Source organism: Hydrogenophaga sp. BPS33 (assembly GCF_009859475.1).
GTDB lineage: Bacteria > Pseudomonadota > Gammaproteobacteria > Burkholderiales > Burkholderiaceae_C > Hydrogenophaga.
The window spans coordinates 2,278,261-2,295,422 of the sequence record NZ_CP044549.1; the positions used below are offsets into that span (position 1 = coordinate 2,278,261).

21 protein-coding genes and 1 pseudogene are annotated in these 17,162 nt (G+C 62.7%); 8 read left to right on the top strand and 14 right to left on the bottom strand.

The features are described from left to right. Positions 1 to 253 precede the first annotated feature (253 nt). The 6 genes from arsH to F9K07_RS10610 form a co-directional block, all read right to left on the bottom strand. Positions 254 to 976: an arsenical resistance protein ArsH gene (gene arsH, locus F9K07_RS10585; RefSeq protein ID WP_159592587.1), complete on the bottom strand. Its 723-nt coding sequence runs from the start codon at positions 974 to 976 to the stop codon at positions 254 to 256. Between the two features lie 96 nt (positions 977 to 1,072). Continuing rightward, on the bottom strand, positions 1,073 to 2,098 hold the full coding sequence (arsB, locus tag F9K07_RS10590; protein ID WP_159592590.1) for an ACR3 family arsenite efflux transporter: 1,026 nt from the start codon (positions 2,096 to 2,098) through the stop codon (positions 1,073 to 1,075). Beyond that, positions 2,098 to 2,598: an arsenate reductase ArsC gene (locus F9K07_RS10595; protein ID WP_159592593.1), complete on the bottom strand. Its 501-nt coding sequence runs from the start codon at positions 2,596 to 2,598 to the stop codon at positions 2,098 to 2,100. The genes arsB and F9K07_RS10595 overlap by 1 nt, the downstream gene beginning before the upstream one ends. 10 nt (positions 2,599 to 2,608) lie before the next feature. After that, positions 2,609 to 2,938, bottom strand: coding sequence for an ArsR/SmtB family transcription factor (locus F9K07_RS10600; protein ID WP_159592596.1), 330 nt, complete (start codon positions 2,936 to 2,938; stop codon positions 2,609 to 2,611). Between the two features lie 10 nt (positions 2,939 to 2,948). Next, positions 2,949 to 4,187, bottom strand: coding sequence for an organoarsenical effux MFS transporter ArsJ (arsJ, locus tag F9K07_RS10605; protein WP_159592599.1), 1,239 nt, complete (start codon positions 4,185 to 4,187; stop codon positions 2,949 to 2,951). A 2-nt stretch (positions 4,188 to 4,189) separates the two neighbouring features. Next, entirely contained in the window at positions 4,190 to 5,233 is a 1,044-nt protein-coding gene (locus tag F9K07_RS10610) for an ArsJ-associated glyceraldehyde-3-phosphate dehydrogenase (RefSeq protein WP_159592602.1), read from the bottom strand. 201 nt (positions 5,234 to 5,434) lie between these two features. Between F9K07_RS10610 and arsA the strand changes: the two genes are divergently transcribed. From arsA to F9K07_RS10625, 3 genes are all read left to right on the top strand, one after another. Continuing rightward, positions 5,435 to 7,453 (top strand): arsenical pump-driving ATPase, encoded by a 2,019-nt coding sequence (gene arsA, locus F9K07_RS10615; protein WP_159592605.1) that lies wholly within the window; start codon positions 5,435 to 5,437, stop codon positions 7,451 to 7,453. A gap of 168 nt (positions 7,454 to 7,621) precedes the next feature. Next, a complete protein-coding gene (locus F9K07_RS10620) occupies positions 7,622 to 7,882 on the top strand; it encodes a hypothetical protein (RefSeq protein ID WP_236581881.1) in 261 nt (86 codons plus the stop codon). A gap of 74 nt (positions 7,883 to 7,956) precedes the next feature. Then, positions 7,957 to 8,895, top strand: coding sequence for a cation diffusion facilitator family transporter (locus F9K07_RS10625; RefSeq protein ID WP_159592608.1), 939 nt, complete (start codon positions 7,957 to 7,959; stop codon positions 8,893 to 8,895). 6 nt (positions 8,896 to 8,901) lie between these two features. Here the strand turns inward: F9K07_RS10625 and chrA are convergent, their stop codons facing one another. Genes chrA through F9K07_RS10640 form a run of 3 tightly spaced genes read right to left on the bottom strand, consistent with a single transcriptional unit; the run spans position 8,902 to position 11,039 of the window. Continuing rightward, entirely contained in the window at positions 8,902 to 10,131 is a 1,230-nt protein-coding gene (gene chrA / locus F9K07_RS10630; RefSeq protein WP_159592612.1) for a chromate efflux transporter, read from the bottom strand. Next, positions 10,091 to 10,390, bottom strand: a complete 300-nt coding sequence (locus F9K07_RS10635; protein ID WP_159592615.1) for a hypothetical protein — start codon at positions 10,388 to 10,390, stop codon at positions 10,091 to 10,093. Before F9K07_RS10635 ends, chrA begins: the two co-directional genes overlap by 41 nt. 13 nt (positions 10,391 to 10,403) lie before the next feature. After that, a complete protein-coding gene (locus F9K07_RS10640) occupies positions 10,404 to 11,039 on the bottom strand; it encodes a Crp/Fnr family transcriptional regulator (RefSeq protein WP_159592618.1) in 636 nt (211 codons plus the stop codon). A gap of 95 nt (positions 11,040 to 11,134) precedes the next feature. Between F9K07_RS10640 and F9K07_RS10645 the strand changes: the two genes are divergently transcribed. From F9K07_RS10645 to F9K07_RS10655, 3 genes and pseudogenes are all read left to right on the top strand, one after another. After that, the gene (locus F9K07_RS10645; protein ID WP_159592621.1) at positions 11,135 to 11,692 is read left to right on the top strand and encodes an aspartate carbamoyltransferase; all 558 of its coding nucleotides are present in this window, start codon (positions 11,135 to 11,137) and stop codon (positions 11,690 to 11,692) included. A 37-nt stretch (positions 11,693 to 11,729) separates the two neighbouring features. Further along, positions 11,730 to 12,041 (top strand): annotated as a pseudogene (locus tag F9K07_RS10650) (AAA family ATPase); the annotation flags it as partial. Then, a complete protein-coding gene (locus tag F9K07_RS10655; RefSeq protein WP_159592624.1) occupies positions 12,034 to 12,282 on the top strand; it encodes a hypothetical protein in 249 nt (82 codons plus the stop codon). The pseudogene F9K07_RS10650 and the gene F9K07_RS10655, both read left to right, overlap by 8 nt. A gap of 153 nt (positions 12,283 to 12,435) precedes the next feature. Here F9K07_RS10655 and F9K07_RS10660 read toward each other — a convergent pair whose 3' ends face one another. Then, on the bottom strand, positions 12,436 to 13,581 hold the full coding sequence (locus tag F9K07_RS10660; protein WP_159592627.1) for an acyltransferase family protein: 1,146 nt from the start codon (positions 13,579 to 13,581) through the stop codon (positions 12,436 to 12,438). Continuing rightward, positions 13,582 to 13,917: a cupin gene (locus F9K07_RS10665; RefSeq protein ID WP_159592630.1), complete on the bottom strand. Its 336-nt coding sequence runs from the start codon at positions 13,915 to 13,917 to the stop codon at positions 13,582 to 13,584. Positions 13,918 to 14,014: 97 nt separating this feature from the next. Between F9K07_RS10665 and F9K07_RS10670 the strand changes: the two genes are divergently transcribed. Beyond that, a complete protein-coding gene (locus F9K07_RS10670; RefSeq protein WP_159592633.1) occupies positions 14,015 to 14,971 on the top strand; it encodes a LysR family transcriptional regulator in 957 nt (318 codons plus the stop codon). Positions 14,972 to 14,978: 7 nt separating this feature from the next. Here F9K07_RS10670 and F9K07_RS10675 read toward each other — a convergent pair whose 3' ends face one another. Genes F9K07_RS10675 through F9K07_RS10685 form a run of 3 tightly spaced genes read right to left on the bottom strand, consistent with a single transcriptional unit; the run spans position 14,979 to position 16,288 of the window. Beyond that, positions 14,979 to 15,383 carry a VOC family protein gene (locus tag F9K07_RS10675; RefSeq protein ID WP_159592636.1) on the bottom strand — a complete coding sequence of 135 codons (405 nt, stop codon included), beginning with the start codon at positions 15,381 to 15,383 and terminating at the stop codon, positions 14,979 to 14,981. A 40-nt stretch (positions 15,384 to 15,423) separates the two neighbouring features. After that, complete coding sequence (locus F9K07_RS10680) at positions 15,424 to 15,822, bottom strand: VOC family protein (protein ID WP_159592639.1); 399 nt, start codon at positions 15,820 to 15,822, stop codon at positions 15,424 to 15,426. Between the two features lie 25 nt (positions 15,823 to 15,847). Continuing rightward, positions 15,848 to 16,288: a DMT family transporter gene (locus F9K07_RS10685; protein ID WP_159592642.1), complete on the bottom strand. Its 441-nt coding sequence runs from the start codon at positions 16,286 to 16,288 to the stop codon at positions 15,848 to 15,850. Between the two features lie 363 nt (positions 16,289 to 16,651). Between F9K07_RS10685 and F9K07_RS10690 the strand changes: the two genes are divergently transcribed. Then, positions 16,652 to 17,161, top strand: a complete 510-nt coding sequence (locus F9K07_RS10690) for an SRPBCC domain-containing protein (RefSeq protein ID WP_159592645.1) — start codon at positions 16,652 to 16,654, stop codon at positions 17,159 to 17,161. The last annotated feature ends 1 nt before the right edge of the window (position 17,162 follow it).

Here is a 17,162-nt window from a genome sequence, read left to right on the forward strand (position 1 = left end):
CCAACTGATGCTGGTCAGGCGAAGCACGTAGGGCGCGTGGCAGCCCTGGGAAACTACGGTGGAGTCACCGAGCAGAAAAAGCCCCGTGGCAGGCCCCAGCCGGGGTAGGACACCGGGTGCTTGAGGGAGGCTGCGAGGGTATGTTGCACTGCGCCATTGTACTTAACGACCTCGGCGTCACTACCGGCTGGCAGCGATGGGTGCCCAGCAAGATATCCGCATTCGCGTCGAACTGGTTGGCAACCCTTCAGATTCAGATGGCCTTCTGGTTCACGCGCATCATCAGGTCGTCGGCCGATTCCTTGCGCTCGCTGTAGCGGTCCACCAGATAGGGCGACACGTCGCGCGTGAGCCAGGTGAACTTCACCAGTTCTTCGATGACATCGACGATGCGATCGAAGTAAGGCGAGGGCTTCATGCGGTCGTTGCCATCAAACTCCTGGAACGCCTTGGCCACTGACGACTGGTTGGGGATGGTGATCATGCGCATCCAGCGGCCCAGCACGCGCATCTGGTTCACGGCATTGAACGACTGCGAGCCGCCACAGACCTGCATGACGGCCAGCGTTTTCCCCTGTGTGGGTCGCACCGCGCCCAGGGACAAAGGGATCCAGTCGATCTGGGCTTTCATGATGCCGGTCATGGCGCCGTGGCGCTCCGGCGAGCACCACACCATGCCCTCGGCCCACGCGGCCAGCTCGCGCAGTTCGACGACCTTGGGGTGGGTGTCGGGCGCGTCGTCGGGCAGGGGCAGGCCGCCGGGGTTGAACACACGCGCCTCGGCGCCCATGGCCTGCAGCAGGCGCACGCATTCCTCCACCACGAGGCGGCTGAAAGAGCGCTCGCGCAACGAACCGTAGAGCAGCAGGATCCTGGGCGCATGGCTGCTGGCCAGGTTGGTGCGCAAACGTTGTGGGTCGGGCACCCTGAAATGGGCAGCGTCGGCCTGGGGCAGGTCATGGAGCGGCTTTGACACTTTGTCCTTGTTCGTTGATCACGGGTTCGCCATCTTGCTGGCCGACAAAGTCCAGAAGTTGTTCGTCGCTCCTAGACCGTGATGGTGCTCATGGCCTCAGGCACCCAAGCCCTGGTCGGAGGGCCGCCAGGCGTTGACCAGCGCCACCAGTGACAGCATCACCGGCACCTCCACCAGCACGCCAACCACCGTGGCCAGCGCCGCGCCGCTGTTCAGCCCGAAGAGCGAAATGGCCACGGCCACCGCCAGTTCAAAGAAATTGGAGGTGCCGATCAGGCAGGCCGGGCCGGCCACGTTGTGCGGCAGCTTGAGCCACTGGGCACCCCACCAGGTGATGAAGAAGATGCCGTAGGTCTGCAGCACCAGTGGCACCGCGATGAGCAGGATGACCAGCGGCTGGCGCACGATGGTTTCGGCTTGAAAGCCGAACAGCAACACCACGGTGGCAATCAGCCCGATCACCGACCAGGGCTTGAGCGCGGCAACAAACGCGGTCACGCTTGCCGGCCCGCGCCGCATCAAGAACTGGCGCGTGAGCATGCCGGCCACCAGCGGCAGCACCACATACAACACGGTGGACAGGAGCAGCGTTTCCCAGGGCACGGTCACGTTGGTCACGCCGAGCAAAAAGGCCGCGATGGGCGCAAACGCCACCACCATGATCAGGTCGTTGATCGACACCTGAACCAGCGTGTAGTTGGCATCGCCTTTGACGAGCTGGCTCCACACAAACACCATGGCCGTGCAGGGCGCCACGCCGAGCAAGATCATGCCGGCGATGTACTCGCTGGCTGACTGCGGATCGACCCAGGGCGCAAAGATGTACTGGAAGAACAGCACGCCGAGTGCCGCCATGGTGAAAGGCTTGATGAGCCAGTTGACCACCAGCGTGAGCACCAGGCCTTGCGGCTTCTTGCCCACATCGCGTACCGCGTTCCAGTCGATCTGGATCATCATCGGGTAAATCATCACCCAAATGAACACGGCCACCACCAGGTTGACCTGCGCAACTTCCATCGCCGCCACAGCCTGAAAACCCGATGGCACGATCAGGCCCAGGCCCACGCCCGCGGCAATGCCCAGCGCCACCCAAACCGAGAGATATCGCTCAAAGAGTCCCATCAGGCTTTGACCTGACCGATGTGTGCGAGCTCTTGTTTGAGCGCGAGCTTGTTGAGTTTTTCAATCGGCAGCACGGTCAGCAAGGCGATGCGCCGGCTCAGCACCATGAAACAGTCGTTGAAGGCGCGGTGGATGACCTCGTCGCTGCCTTTGACAGCAGCGGGATCTTCGACGCCCCAGTGCGCCGACATGGGCTGCCCTGGCCAGACCGGGCACACCTCACCCGCAGCCTTGTCGCACACCGTCAGTACGAAGTCCATGTGCGGCGCATCAGCGGTAGCAAATTCACTCCAGTTCTTGCTGCGCAGATCATTTGCCTTGAAGCGGTTGCGCTCCAGCAGGTCGATGGCGTAGGGATTTACCGCACCGGCCGGGTGGCTGCCCGCGCTCCATGCGCGAAAGCGGCCTGCGCCTTGCTGGTTGAGGATGGCCTCGGCCATGATGCTGCGCGCCGAATTGCCAGTGCAGATGAACAGGACGTTGTAGGTGAGCTTGGTCATTTGGAGTCTTTCAGCAGGTGGTGCAGACGGGAACAGAGGTCGTCATTTCGCAGGGCTCGCCCTGACAGCAGTGCGCGGTGAGGAATTGCAGCAAGTCGTTCATGGCGCCGAACTCGGCGCGGTAGATCAGGTAGCGGCCATCGCGCTCCTGCGACACCAGCCCGGCGTGGCTGAGTTCCTTGAGATGGAATGACAGTGCCGTGCTGGCCACACCGAGCGATTCGCTGAGCTGACCCGGCGTGAGGCCCTGGGGCCCTTGCGCCACGAGCGCACGGAAGATGCGCAGGCGCGTCTCCTGCGCCAGGGCACCGAGGGATTTGACGGCGAGGGTTTCGTCCATGGAATGGCTTTCAGGCGGTGGTGTGTTGCAAGGTGGCTTGGGTCGGCAGTTTGAGCGTGGCCAGCCAGCACACGATCAACATGAGCGCAGAGCCCAGCAACGCATACAGCAGCCCGCCCCACTGGTAGAGCAGCCCCGAGAGCAGCGTTCCGCTGAAGCGCCCGAGCGCGTTGGCGGCGTAGTAGAAGCCCACGTCTTCGGCCGCTTTCTCCGAGCCCGCGTAAGCCAGCACCAGGTAGGAGTGCACCGATGAGTTCACCGCGAAAGCAAAGCCGAACACGCCCAGCCCGCCCACCACCACCCAAGGCAGGTGCGGCACGTTCAGCGCCACGGCAATCGCAAGTGCAATGGGCACCAGCGCCAGCAAGGCCGACCACAGCCGCGCTGCGGGCACCTCGGTGCTCAAACCGTCGGTGCTGCGTTTGACAAAGGCCGGTGCCATCGCCTGCACCGCGCCGTAGCCGATGGTCCAGGCGGCGAGAAAGGTGCCGACCATGGTGAAGGTCCAGCCCTGCGAATACAGGTACACCGGCACGCCCACCACAAACCACACGTCACGCGCACCGAACAGCACCACACGCGCCGCGGCCAACACGTTTACGCCGGTGTTCTTGGCAAAGAGTTCCCTGGCCGACTTCGACGCCTTGCTCTTGCCCATCATCTGCGGCAGCGAGGTCACCACGCCCGCCAGCACCAGCGCCAGCAGCGCCGCCATGGCCCACAGCGCCTGCTGAAAGCCCAGCGTCTGCAAGAGCAAGCCACCCAGGAAAAAGCCCACACCCTTCATGGCGTTCTTGCTGCCGGTGAACCAGGCCACCCACTTGAAGAGCTGCCCCGAGCCCTGGCTTTTCGCCTGGTCGGCCGTGACCTTGATGGCCGACTTGCTCGCGGTTTTGGTGAGGTCCTTGGCCACACCGCAGATGCCCTGCGCCAGCACTACCCAGGCCACAGACATCGCCGCGCTCCAGGCGGGATCGAGGAAAGACAACACGGTGAAGCCGGTGATCTGCGTGACCAGGCCCACGGTGAGCATGCGGGTGATGCCGTAACGCGTGGCCAGCCAGCCACCAACGAAGTTGGCCACGATGCCGGCGGCTTCGTACAGCAGGAACAGAAACGCCAACGTGAACGGCGAATAGCCCAGGCCGTAGAAGTGCAGCAGCACCAGCATGCGCAACGCGCCGTCGGTGAGCGTGAAGCCCCAGTAGGCGGTCGTGACGATGGCGTAGTTGCGCTCGGCGGTGTTCATCTTCAGATACCGACCTTGTGCATGTGACAGGCCAGATCGACCATGCGGCAGGCGTAGCCCATCTCGTTGTCGTACCAGGCGTAGACCTTGAGCAACGTGCCGTCGGTCACCATGGTGGAGGGCGCGTCCACGATGCTGGAGCGCGTGTCGCGTGCGTAGTCCACGCTGACCAGCGGGCGTGTCTCGTAGCCCAGGATGCCGGCCAGCGGACCCTGTGCCGCAGCGGCAAACAACGCATTGACTTCGTCCACCGTGGTCTCGCGCTTGAGTTCGAACACGCAGTCGGTCAGCGAGGCGTTGAGTGCCGGCACGCGCACCGCGTGGCCGTTGAGCTTGCCCTTGAGTTCGGGGTAGATCAACGCGATGGCGGTGGCGCTGCCGGTGGTCGTGGGCGCCAGGCTCATCAGTGCGCTGCGCGCGCGGCGCAGGTCTTTGTGCGGCGCGTCCACCACCAGGTTGGTGTTGGTCGGGTTGTGCAGCGTGGTGATCTGGCCGTGGCGGATGCCGATGGCCTCATGTACCACCTTCACCACTGGCGCGAGGCAGTTGGTGGTGCACGACGCGGCGGTGACGATGCGGTCACGCATTGGCTCGTACAGCGTTTCGTTCACACCCACCACGATGTTGAGCACGCCGCCGGTCTTCACCGGCGCGGCCACGATCACGCGCTTCGCTCCCCGGTCCAGGTGGCCCTGGATCGTCTCCGGCGTGAGGAATTTGCCGGTGCACTCCAGCACCAGGTCCACGCCGAGTTCGCCCCAGGGAATGTCGCCGGGTGAGGCGTGCGAAGAAAACGACAAACGCTGCTGGTCGATGCGGATGGCTTCTTCGCCCTCGGCTTCGATGTCGGCGCGCCATTTGCCCTGCACGCTGTCAAACGCCAACAGGTGGGCGGTGGCCGCAGCGCCGCCTTTCAATTCGTTGAGGTGCACCACCTGCAGCCGGTTGCCGGCGCGCGGATCGGTGCTTTCGCGTTCGGCTGCGCCGAGGGCGGCGCGCAGGGCAAGGCGACCGATGCGGCCCATGCCGTTGATGCCAACTTTCATGTCGTTCCTATCCAGCGTGATACATTGATTCAATAATCGTTGAAGTATCGCACGCGATCATGACAGCATGGTGACGGCTCAAATGCAAAGATTGGAAACCGCCGACCTATGATGGCCCCGTCGTTGGTGGCTTATGGGTGAGAAAACACAGACCTCGGTCGATCGCTGAGCAATGCTGCGGAAAACGTGGAGCGCTATCAAATGGAAATCAAAGTGTTGGGTCCAGGCTGCAGCCAGTGTGTCGCCACCATTGAGATGATTGAGCGAGTCGCCCGGGACGTGGCTGTGAAGGTGGATATCACCAAAGTGGAGGATCCTCAGGAGATTCTTCACCTGGGCGGCACGGGGACACCGGTCGTCATCGTCGCCGGGAGGATCGTCCACAACGGCGGATTGCCTTCCCATGAGGCTGTCCGCGCATGGCTTCAGTCGCCCTCCGCCGGATTTCTCGATCATCCCTCCCGACATCTCTTCTTCACCGGCAAAGGTGGGGTGGGCAAAACGTCTCTCTCGACGGCCGCCGCGCTGACCCTGGCGGATGCGGGCAAAAAAGTGTTGCTCGTCAGCACCGATGCTGCGTCGAACCTGGACGAAATGTTGGGAATCGAACTTCGCAACACCCCTGTGCCTGTGCCTGGTGCGCCTGGCTTGTCGGTGTTGAACATCGACCCTGACACCGCAGCAGAGTCGTATCGCCAGCGGGTCTTGGCACAGATGGATGCGGGCAGCACCGAAGAAGAGCGTTCTACCGTGCGAGAGCAGTTGTCTGGCGCCTGCACCACCGAGATCGCTTCCTTCGACGAGTTCTCTTCCCTGTTGTCCGAAGGTGTCGAGCACTACGACCACATCGTTTTCGACACGGCACCCACAGGTCACACGCTACGGCTGCTCAGTCTGCCCAAAGCCTGGACCGGGTTTTTGGAGGGCAACGACAGGGGCGCCTCGTGCCTGGGACCGCATTCCGGATTGAAAATGCAGGAGGTGCGGTTCAAGGCAGCACTTGATGCCTTGTGCGATCCTTCGAAGACCACGGTGATTTTGGTGACGCGACCGGACAAGGGCGCCATTGCCGAAGCCGCACGCACGTCGGCAGAGCTGCACGAGCTCGGGCTGGACAACCAGAGGCTGGCCATCAACGGCGTGTTCCACGCAAGCGAGCGGACCGATGCGGTGGCCCGCGCCATCGAAGACCTGGGCAAGCAAGCGCTGGATGGCATGCCTGAATCGCTGCGTGCGCTGCCGCAAGACCTCGTGCCCCTTCGACCCTTTGACACGGTCGGTCTGTCCGCACTGCGGGCGCTGCTCGCGCCTGGCAGCAGTCCGATCACCCCGCGCCCGATGGCCGCAGCAGAAAATACGACACATCTTCAAGGCCTGGACGCGCTGGCGGACGAGCTGGCGATGGCCGGACACGGTTTGATCATGGTGATGGGCAAGGGGGGCGTGGGCAAGACAACGGTCGCGGCTGCGTTGGCCCTGGGCTTGGTCCTGCGCGGTAAGACGGTGCACCTGAGCACCACCGATCCGGCCGCCCACCTGGCGAGCACCTTGAGCGGCGACGTGAACGGTCTCAAGGTGAGTCGGATCGACCCAAAGCTTGAAACGCAGCGCTACATCGACAAGATCATGGCGGCTCGGTCTCCCGGCCTGGATCCGGCGGAACAAGCCCTGCTGCTGGAAGACCTGCAATCGCCCTGTACCGAGGAAGTGGCAGTCTTCCACGCGTTTTCGCACATCGTCAGCGAGGGTCGAAGTGCCTTCGTCGTGCTGGACACCGCGCCCACCGGGCATTCCATGCTGTTGATGGATGCCACTGGCGCCTACCACCGACAAATGACGCGCGAATTCGAAGGGCACGGTTCGGCACGGATCGTGACGCCTTTGATGAGGTTGCAGGACGCAACGTTCACCAAGATCATCCTGGTCACCCTGCCCGAAGCGACGCCCGTGTCACAAGCAGCAGCGTTGCAGGACGATCTCCGGCGCGCGCAGATCGAACCCTATGCCTGGGTGCTCAACAAGAGCGTGTTGGCGGCAGGCACGAAGGATCCGTTGCTGACTGCCCGGTTGGCAGGAGAACGCCAACAGATGCAACGCATGCACGCTGGACTGGCCAAACGCCTGTTCGTGCTTCCGTGGCTGACGGTCCCGCCGATTGGATTCGCGGCCCTGTCCGGATTGGTCAGCAAGACATCCGCTGTTGCTCCAACCCACAGATGATTCGCGATGTGTGAGCTGCTGGCGCTGTCAAGTTCGCACCCTGCTCGGCTGACGTTTTGATGCAGCGCAAACAGGCCACGTCACAACTGGCGTAGGCTGATCTTTGCATGAACCGTCGGGCGCATGCGGTGTGCGACGAAGTCCCTCGATGCCGAATTAAAAGCCAACATGCCAGACACGGCTCCCAAACTGCAGTTTCACGTCGAGTCCCGGCGGATCGACTCGCACGGCAGTCTGTCCCACTGCAAGAGCGCCGAAATTGCGCTGGACACCGACATGGCCGGCAATCCCGAAGCGTTCAACCCAGCCGAGCTGCTGCTGGCTGCGCTGTCGGCCTGCATGATCAAGAGAGGTGATGGAAGAAGCGTGTATCGTCTGTGGCACCTGTGTCACGGGCTGCAGCCGACCCGTTTCCCGTTTCGACTTTGACTGCAAGAAGGCCGTCGTGGTGGATCCACTCAAGTGCATGGTCGGCTGAGCGTCCGCTCGAAACAAACATTCACATGAATGAAACCCACGACCACAGCCACGCACCTGCCAACTTCAACCGCGCTTTCGCGATCGGCGTCGTCCTCAACCTCGCATTCGTTGCCATCGAAGCGTTCTACGGCTGGAAGATCAACTCGCTCGCCCTGCTGGCCGACGCTGGCCACAACCTGAGCGATGTGGCCGGGCTGGTCCTGGCCTGGGGTGGTGCGCTGGCGACCAAGCTGCGCCCGAACCCCAGGCACACCTATGGCTGGCAGCGCGGAACCATCCTCGCTGCCTTTGCCAATGCATTGCTGCTGCTGGTGGCCATGGGCGCGCTGATATGGGAGGCGGTGGGTCGGCTCACGTCGCCCGACTCTTTGGCGGGCGCCGAAGGCGTGACCATCATGGTGGTGGCCGGCATCGGCATCGTGGTCAACACGGTCACGGCCTTGCTGTTCATGCGCGGCGGCAAGTCCGATCTCAACATCCGCGGAGCGTTTCTGCACATGGCGGCCGACGCGCTGGTGTCGGCTGGTGTGGTGGTGGCCGGTGCGTTGACGCTGTGGTTGGGCTGGACCTGGCTCGATCCAGTGGCCAGCCTGTTGATCGCTGTGGTGATTCTGGCTGGCACATGGAATCTGTTCCGCCAATCGCTCCACATGCTCTTTGATGGCGTACCGGACAGCATCGACTTTCAGGAGGTGCACGCTTGCTTGGCGAGTCAACCCGGCGTCAGCCAGGTGAGCGATCTCCACATCTGGGCCATGAGCACCCAGAAAATTGCACTCACGGCGCATCTGGTGATGCCGGCTGGCGCTGCAGACGACACATTCCTGAAAAATCTGACCAACTTGCTGCACGACCGGTTCGGGATTTCTCATGCCACGTTGCAGACCGGGAAAACGCCCTTGCCGAACATGTGCGGAATTACCGCACAAGTTGACTCTCCTCAACCTTCTCGTTCTGCCTGAACCACCTCAGAGCGCCATGCCCCAACCAGCGAGCGCAGCGCCTGCGACAACGTACACAGGTGAAACCCGTCCATAAACCAGAAGCCCGAACGCTGCCAAGGCAAGACCAAAGTCGGCTTTGGACTGAATCGCACTGGTCCACACGGGGTCGTAGAGCGCCGACGCCAATACGCCCACCACGGCCGCGTTGATGCCGCCCATGGCTCTCTGGACCGAGTCGCGTTGTCGAATGCTTTCCCAGAACGGCAACGCACCCACCACCAGGACAAAGGCCGGCAGGAAAATGGCCAGCAGCAAGCCCAGCCCGCCCACCCAGCCCCCCAGTGGAGCCGGCATCACAGCGCCGAGGTACGCGGCGAAGGTGAAGAGAGGCCCTGGCACGGCTTGCGCAGCCCCGTAGCCCGCGAGGAAGGCGTCGTTGCCGACCCAGCCGGGTGGAACCACGCCGGCCTGGAGCAGAGGCAAGACGACATGACCGCCGCCAAATACCAGCGCACCTGCGTTGTAGAGCACGGCAATGGCCGAAGCAGCCAGTGAGCCGGTGGCCACTGCAACAGCTGGCAACAAGAAGAGCAGCGCGACGAACAGGAAAAGCAAGAACGCACCGACCCGCTTGCTCACGCCGTAGTCGCGGTGCTGGGCAGGCGGCAAATGGCCGAGTTGCAATGCCCAGCGGCCCACGAGTCCGCCGACGACGATGGCGGCTATCTGGCCCAGCGCGGTGGGCACGGCGAGCACCAGCAAGGCCGCAACCACCGCCAGCCCCGAGCGCAGCCGATCGGGACACAAGGACTTGGCCATGCCCCAGACCGCTTGCGCCACTACCGCCACAGCAACGACCTTCAGCCCGTGCACGGCGCCCGACGCGGCCAGGCCGGCCCACTGCGTCACGCCATAGGCAAACAGAATGAGTGCGATGGCCGACGGCAAGGTGAATCCGAGCCAGGCGCCCAAGGCACCTGCCCAGCCCGCCCGGCCCATGCCCAGCGCAATGCCCACCTGGCTGCTCGCCGGACCCGGCAGGAACTGGCACAAAGCCACCAGGTCTGAGTAGCTCTTGTCGTCCAGCCATTTCTTGCGTTCGACGAATTCGGTGCGGAAGTAGCTTAGGTGAGCCACGGGTCCGCCAAAGGAGGTCAGACCGAGTTTGAGGAATGCCAGAAAGACCTCCAGGGTTGAACCTCGGTTGGCCGTTTCAGCGCGTTGGTTTGCGTCGTTTGGTGGGTGGGGCGTCATGGGTGGATTTCTCGGGAAGGGCTTCATCAACCAATTCGGCCAGTCGGATCCCATGAGAAGGTTGGGGTGGCAAAGTTGAAACCAACCATGCGAATGTACGGATTTTCATGCCGAGCAATCCCTGCTCTTCTTGCCGGTGCGCGATCTTTCTCGCATCCCGTCGTTGGCCATCCAGCGAACTGTTGATGGTTTTATCGGCTTGCGCTTGTGCTGCGAACAGCGGGCAGGCAGCAGCCGAGTCCAAGCCTTTCTCGTGCATGCAAGTCAGCAAGTCATTCTGCTGCCGTAACCGTGTTCTGGCCACGCGCCACGGCAATGAAGCCCTGTTCGCGGTACACCGTGTCGTCTTTCTCAAGCACGGCCACGGCGCGGTAGAGCGCCTCGTGGGACACAGCCAGTTCAGCGGCGAGTGACTTGAGACCCGACTCAATGTGCAAGCGGCCACCCACACCTTCGGTCTCGATCATGTGTAGCAGCCTTTCGCCCACCCCTTTGAGCGACATGCGCTCGCACTGCGCCCGCAGCCGGCGCACTTCGGCGTTGAGCATGGCGATCCAGCGCAACGCGAACGCAGAGTCGGTGGTCAGTGCGGTCTTGAGGGGTTCGATGGGCAGCGCCACTGCACGGCCCGGCGCGGTCACCACCGCGTCGCAGTGGTAACTCCCCGACTGCAGGCTGGCCTCTGCCACGAAACCCTGGCGTACCCGCTGCAGAGCCAGGGGTGCGCCTTGTTCACCTATACGCTCCAGCACGACTTCGCCCTGCACAACGAAGAACATGTATCTGGGACGCTGGCGCTGACGGAACAGCTTCTCGCCCTTGCGCAAATCGACACCACTCGCCACGGATGTGAGGCTGGGCGGAAGAAGCTTGCGCAGCGTGTCGGGGAGCGTGATCGGCTTGTTCATGTGAATGGTGGGTCGTGTGATTCAAATCATATGACGGCACGATCTTCCTGCAGACAATCGCCTTCATCAACTTGCGTTCATTCAGGAACAACGACATGCTCAAAACCGCCATCGCTTCGGCAGTGTTTTTTTCTTGCGTGGGAGGCGTTCATGCCCAGGCCATGGATCACAGCCGCATGGATCATGGTGCCCACATGGCCAACATGCCCCATGGTCAGCGACAGGCAGACGTGGCGCAGCGCGGCAAAGACGTCATGCCCTTCAGTCTCGCTGCGACCACCCACATTTTCAGCAAGACGAACCAGGGCGGCATTCAACAGGTGGTGGTCAAGGACGCCAGCGACGCCGAACAGGTGAAGCTGACACGCCTGCACCTGCGGGAGATCCGCGAACAGTTTCTGAAGGGCGACTTTTCCGGGCCGACGCGCATTCACGGCCAGTACATGCCCGGCCTGGCCGAACTGAAGGCGGCCCGCTCGGGGCAGATCACCATCACATACGCAGAGCTCAAAGAAGGGGCCGAACTTCGATACACCACGGCGAACACAGCGCTGGTGTCGGCACTGCACCGATGGTTCGATGCCCAGTTGGCCGACCACGGCACGGACTCGAGGGCTGGACATGCCGGGCATGGTGGCGTGAAAAAGCCGTGAGGGCGCTTCAGGTCCGCCGCGACCTCGATCTCGACGCCGCCGATTGCGCGATGCGATGGCTGGCCACATTGAGGCAATCCTCTCAGCCGGCATGTCGGTGGTGCTCGATTTCCCCTCGAACACGGTCACCACGCGAGCTTGGGCTCGCGGCATTTACGAGAAAGCCGGGGCAACCCATCGCTTGCATTACCTCGATGTTCCCGACCAGGTTTGCAAAGCGCGCCTGCGTGCTCGCAACCTCTCGGGAGAACATCCATTTGAGACGACGGATGCCGAGTTCGACCAAATCACCAGTCACTTCGTCGCGCCTACAGTGGAGGAGGGCTACAACATCGTCCGCTATGGCTGAACGAAGCCGGTTGATGGCTGTCGTGGCATTCGGAGGCCGACGGTGGCAGGCAGAATGCGGCCAGAAGCGGACGGTCCGTACCGAGCAGGTTGACACCGAGAGGAAGGGCGAGATGGCTGGGCCAACGATGTCGGAAGAGAAGTACCGGGCGCTGACCAAAAGGCAGCGGGTTGCCTACTGGGTAGCGCTCGCCGCCGTCGCCGCGTTCATCGCGTACATGCTCTTCGTCTACCGGCAATAAAGTTGTAGGCCCGCTATGGGCCTATCCGCGACATTCGCCAGCCGTCGGGCCTGTCTCGCGCCGCTGCTTCCGATTCACTGCGAACGCCCCAGGTCGATGCCGTTGCTGCGCCGGCAAAAGAGCCATGCAAGGCATCCACGCTACATGGATGTTTCAGAGTACGCGAGTGACACCGGGCAGTGCTCGCAGTGTCCGGGCCAAGAGGAAGGAAAGTGCTGTGCCAAACACGCTAACCAGCAGGAACTTGAGCAGCGAAGGTAGTGGCCAAGGCGCAATCAGCACGCTTAGAGCCACAACCACGGGTGCATGGATGAAGAATGCGCCATATGCCTCCTCGCCCCAACGCTTCCAGCGCTGGCTGGGGACATTGAATCTCAGACGGAACTGAACGAGCAGGACGGCCATGATGCCCCAGGCGACGAAGGGCTCCCAAAGGGCATAGAGGACTGCGGCTGCGCTCAGTCCACCATTGAAGTCGACGGCCTTCCCGTCCATTGCTCCAGACAGCACCGCCCCAAGCGGCAGAAGCGGAATCGCTACTAGCGACGCGAGACCCCAGTCCCGTGCCCGTTCCAGACTCACTCGTTCGAGCCAGCGACCGGCCGACGCGCGACAGCCCAGGAAGAACAGGAAGACATAGGAGGCAAAGTAGCCCAACTGGAGCCCCAACACGTTCTGCCCCACGGGGATCCATTGCCGAATGCCCAACGCGGCAAGGCCGACAAGCACGGCACTCAGAAGCCAGTTTGGCCCGCTTGGCATGGATGCTTGCGTGCCCGACCTAGGCCAAGCTGTCCGTGGACTAGCTCGAGACCAAAGGATCCAGGCAAGCGTGAAGAGGAGCAAGGCCCAGGCAAACCACAACGGCCCCAACACGAACGCGCCGGAACCAAGCCAGTCCCCCCAGGGGGTGAACACCGATTGGCCCTTGGGGATGCAGCCAAGCGCGACAGCCATCGGACCCAGAACGAAGCCGAACACGAGCAATGGCACGCCGAGCCTGACGCCGCGGTCCAACAAGAAGCGCCGAAGGCCCTTTCGCTGCAACGAGCCCGGTGTAAAGTACCCCGCCAGCAGGAAAAACATGCCCATGAAGAAGGACTGGTTCACTGCGCAGAACAAGGTCAGGAGCAAGCTGCCGGGTCGGCCTGCATCGGTCACTTCGCGATAGAACCACGAACCCGCGCCACCGTACGTGATGGCCGCGTGGTGGGCGATGACCAGGGCTGCTAGCACCACGCGCAATCGGTCGATGAAGCCGGTTCTGCCGCTTTGACCAGGTGTCTCGACAGTGGCCATTTAGACCGAGCCCTTCGTCTCCACGACCAATATCCGCGCAGCTCCCTGTGGATGTGCCACATGTTCGCATCCAACGCATGCGTAGAACACGTCGCCGACCCCAAGGACCACGACTTCGACTCCTTCCGTTCCCCGAACGTGCATGTCCACGTGACCATCCAGCACTGCGAACACTTCGTCGCCATCGTTCACATGCCACTTGTAGGGGGCGTCGGTCCAGTGCAGGCGAATCGTGATGCCGTTCATCTCCGCGATGTCGGTCGCTCCCCAGGCCCGCTCGGCCGTGAAGTTGCGGGCCCGCGCAACTCGGTATGTCTTGGACTTTGTTGCTTCCATCTTCAGGTCTTCCTCAGCTCACATGCCTCATCTAGGCAAGAGTCTTCATCTGTTTGGCTGATAGCATGAATGGTGTTCATATGACAGAGATCGCCTTATGGCTAGAACAGACCTCAACGCCCTCAGCGTGTTTGCTGCCCTGTTCACGGAGTTGCACGTGACAAGGGCGGCTGCCAAGTTGGGCGTAACCCAGTCCGCGGTGAGCCATGCGCTGCGCAGCCTGCGTGACCGCTTCGACGACGAGCTCTTCGAACGCACCGCCAAGGGACTCAGGCCCACCAAGCGCGCGACGCAGCTGGCTCCTCGGGTCATCGAGGCCGTGCAAGCCGCAGAGGACGTCTTTCGTCTGCGGCCGGGCGCCGTTTCCCCCGTTCCGAGAGCACTCCACGTCTCGATGTCCGACTACGGCGTCGCGGTATTCCTGCGCGGGCTCTCTCATTGGTTGTCCGCCGAGCACCAGAGCGTGAACCTGCGCGTCAGCAACCGACCGCGCGTCGAGGCATTGGCCGAGGTCGAGGAACGCAAGTTGGATGTGGCGGTGGGTGTCTTTCCCGCCTTGGACCACGGTCGGCTGCGACAGACGCTGCTGCTGCAGGATCCGTTCGTCACCGTCGCCTGGAAGGAAAACCCGCGCGTCTCCAAGGGCCTGACGCTCAGCACATACGTGGAGCTACCCCATGTGCTGGTCAGCGTAGGCGGGGACGCCAGGGGTACGGTCGACGAATGTTTGGAGCGGCGTGGGCTGCGCCGGCGCGTCGCGTTGGCCGTGCCGAGCTTCATCCTCGCTCCAGAACTGGTCATCGGCACCGACAGACTCCTGACCATCACCAGCACGGCTCTGGCGCTTCGGCCCGAACTCGCCGAGCAGCTCGCGGTGTTCAAGCCACCGGTAGACCTTCCTCTGATGGACATCGTCGCTGTGACACATGCTCGCTCCGACGCCGACACCTTGGTGCAGTGCTGCTGCCGGACGCTCGCGCTGCAGGGAAAGCAGGCGTTGGCCGAGGGCCGTTCGCTGGGACGACGACTGCGCCCGACAGGAAAGTCGCGCTGAGACCGCGCTACGCCTCGCCAGTTAGGCAGGGCGCGCACTCCAGTACGACGCGGTACCCGTCCGGATCCTCGAATGTCTTGCCGTTGGTCTCCCAGTACGGATTGATGGACGGCACCGGGACAAAGCCCATGGCCGTCATCCGGTCGACGATTTCCTGCCACTCGGCCGCCGTCGGGACGTAGAACACCAGCAGGTTTTCCTGGGTAGGCGCCCGCCCGGCTCGATGGCAGCGGTGGGTGGTGAAGGCCAGGTGATAGGGCCAGCCTCGGCGACCGAGGAACACGCCATCGAAGCCGGCATGGTCCTGGAAGCCGCCGATAACCTCGAGTCCGAGCCCGTCCCGATAAAAGCGCAAGAGCGCCTGCGGGTCGTCGGTCGGTCGGGCGATGCGAAGCTTGGGTGCAGCGTTCATGGAGTGAGAACAGCATAGCGGAGCTCCGAGTCGACATGTGTCAGACCGCGTCCCGCCAAGGGGCGAGCTGGAGGACAACCCGATAGCCGTCGGCGTCTTCGAAGGTGACCCCCATGCTGTCCCAGTACGGGTTGTAGGACGGTACAGGCTCGAATCCGGCACGGCGCATGCGCGACACAGCGGCTTCCCAGTCATCGCGCTCTGGAAGGTAGAAAACGACCAAGTTGTCCTGTGTCGGAGCGCGGCCGACTTCGTGCCCACGCTGATGAGTGAATTCGAAGTGGTAGGGCGACCCGGGCCGGCCGAGCATCACCCCGTCGAATTCGGCGTGGTCTTCAAAATGACCGAGCACCGAGAGGCCCAGGCCGTCTCGATAGAACGGAAGCAACGCGTCGATGTTGTCCGTCGGGCGCGCGACTCGAAGGGTCGGGATAGGCATGTCGTGTTCCTAAATGAGTTGAGGGCTAGCGAGCGCGAACGACCAGGAGTGCGCCGACGAAGACAAGAGCGACGCCGAGCAGCACCGTGGAGCTGGCGGTCTTGGGCGTCCCGGTGAACCAACCGAAATGGTCGATGAAGAGTGAAGCCGCGAGTTGGCCTGAGAGCACCAGCAGGAACGTCGCGGCCAGGCCCAGCTTCGGTGCGACGACGGCGTTCATGGTGACGAAGGCAGCTCCCAGGAGGCCGGCGCACCAGTACAGCGGTGGCACGGACCGCAAAGATGCCTCCCCTGGGAGGCGGGCGCCCATCAACAGCAGAGTCAAGCCCAGTCCGAAGAGGCCGACCGCGTTGTTTGCGAGAGCTGCCCAGAGCGGACCTCCAAGGGCGTTGCGAGTCTGGCCGTTCATGACCAGCTGGATGGCCACGGCGACACCGCCCAGCAGAGCAGACAAGGAGTACAGCATCAGTTGCTTCGCCAGATTTCGCCGGTTGGAGCGTTCCCGAACGAGGCGGCCTCATCGCGGAGCAGGGCGAGACCCTCTGCGGAGGGGATGCCGCGCGAGGCATTGCCGGGGACGTCATAGGAAGGGGCGCTACCTTCTGCCCGTCCGAACGCCTCGCCAGCCCTGGCGCCAAGGGGTGAGCTGTGCTCCGTGAAGTCGAGTGTTGCGGCCATCGGGCTCTCCTGTTGTTGCCACGACAGTAATATCATTCATGTCGTCAATCCAGGAGAATGAGCAAGTCTCATTGACACCTTGAATGCTCTGCACAGTCATTTCGTTCGCGCCGAAGACTGCCTAAGCTGGAGGCCACTTGAGGAGTCAGCGATGCAACTGAATATCGAAACGTCGATTGAGATTGACACGCCGGCGGTGCTTGTTTGGTCGGTCCTTCTGGATTTCGACGCCTACCCTGAATGGAACACGTTCATGTCGAACATCCAGGGATCAATCGTTCCAGGGGAACGTGTGCGGGTGTCCATCCGTCCGCCTGGCTCCGCCAGCGTTAGCTTCAAGCCCCGGGTGCTTTCGGTGACCAGCGGGCGCGAACTGCGCTGGCTGGGCCGATTCCTCGTGCCTGGGTTGTTCGATGGAGAGCACTACTTCAGGCTCGAGCCAATGGGGACCGACCGGGTCAGGTTTGTTCACGGGGAGGTCTTCTCAGGGCTCCTTGTCAGACTTGCCAAGGACTCGCTGACGACCTCAATCCGTGAGGGCTTTGACGAAATGAACCGCGCCCTGAAGAGAAGGGCTGAATCGCTGCGTGTGGCCATGTGCAGCGGCACCTCGAGAAACGTCGATGCCAAGCGTTCTACACAACGTCTGATCGCGGCTTGAG

Coding starts and splice junctions, on each gene's coding strand:
- F9K07_RS10635 (WP_159592615.1), bottom strand. CDS start 10,390: ATGCACGAGAAAGGCTTGGACTCGGCTGCTGCCTGCCCGCTGTTCGCA.
- F9K07_RS10620 (WP_236581881.1), top strand. CDS start 7,622: ATGCCAGACACGGCTCCCAAACTGCAGTTTCACGTCGAGTCCCGGCGG.
- F9K07_RS10655 (WP_159592624.1), top strand. CDS start 12,034: ATGGCTGAACGAAGCCGGTTGATGGCTGTCGTGGCATTCGGAGGCCGA.
- F9K07_RS10595 (WP_159592593.1), bottom strand. CDS start 2,598: ATGACCAAGCTCACCTACAACGTCCTGTTCATCTGCACTGGCAATTCG.
- F9K07_RS10645 (WP_159592621.1), top strand. CDS start 11,135: ATGCTCAAAACCGCCATCGCTTCGGCAGTGTTTTTTTCTTGCGTGGGA.
- arsB (WP_159592590.1), bottom strand. CDS start 2,098: ATGGGACTCTTTGAGCGATATCTCTCGGTTTGGGTGGCGCTGGGCATT.
- arsA (WP_159592605.1), top strand. CDS start 5,435: ATGGAAATCAAAGTGTTGGGTCCAGGCTGCAGCCAGTGTGTCGCCACC.
- F9K07_RS10640 (WP_159592618.1), bottom strand. CDS start 11,039: ATGAACAAGCCGATCACGCTCCCCGACACGCTGCGCAAGCTTCTTCCG.
- F9K07_RS10675 (WP_159592636.1), bottom strand. CDS start 15,383: ATGAACGCTGCACCCAAGCTTCGCATCGCCCGACCGACCGACGACCCG.
- F9K07_RS10610 (WP_159592602.1), bottom strand. CDS start 5,233: ATGAAAGTTGGCATCAACGGCATGGGCCGCATCGGTCGCCTTGCCCTG.
- F9K07_RS10600 (WP_159592596.1), bottom strand. CDS start 2,938: ATGGACGAAACCCTCGCCGTCAAATCCCTCGGTGCCCTGGCGCAGGAG.
- F9K07_RS10660 (WP_159592627.1), bottom strand. CDS start 13,581: ATGGCCACTGTCGAGACACCTGGTCAAAGCGGCAGAACCGGCTTCATC.
- F9K07_RS10685 (WP_159592642.1), bottom strand. CDS start 16,288: ATGCTGTACTCCTTGTCTGCTCTGCTGGGCGGTGTCGCCGTGGCCATC.
- F9K07_RS10665 (WP_159592630.1), bottom strand. CDS start 13,917: ATGGAAGCAACAAAGTCCAAGACATACCGAGTTGCGCGGGCCCGCAAC.
- F9K07_RS10670 (WP_159592633.1), top strand. CDS start 14,015: ATGGCTAGAACAGACCTCAACGCCCTCAGCGTGTTTGCTGCCCTGTTC.
- F9K07_RS10690 (WP_159592645.1), top strand. CDS start 16,652: ATGCAACTGAATATCGAAACGTCGATTGAGATTGACACGCCGGCGGTG.
- chrA (WP_159592612.1), bottom strand. CDS start 10,131: ATGACGCCCCACCCACCAAACGACGCAAACCAACGCGCTGAAACGGCC.
- arsJ (WP_159592599.1), bottom strand. CDS start 4,187: ATGAACACCGCCGAGCGCAACTACGCCATCGTCACGACCGCCTACTGG.
- F9K07_RS10625 (WP_159592608.1), top strand. CDS start 7,957: ATGAATGAAACCCACGACCACAGCCACGCACCTGCCAACTTCAACCGC.
- F9K07_RS10680 (WP_159592639.1), bottom strand. CDS start 15,822: ATGCCTATCCCGACCCTTCGAGTCGCGCGCCCGACGGACAACATCGAC.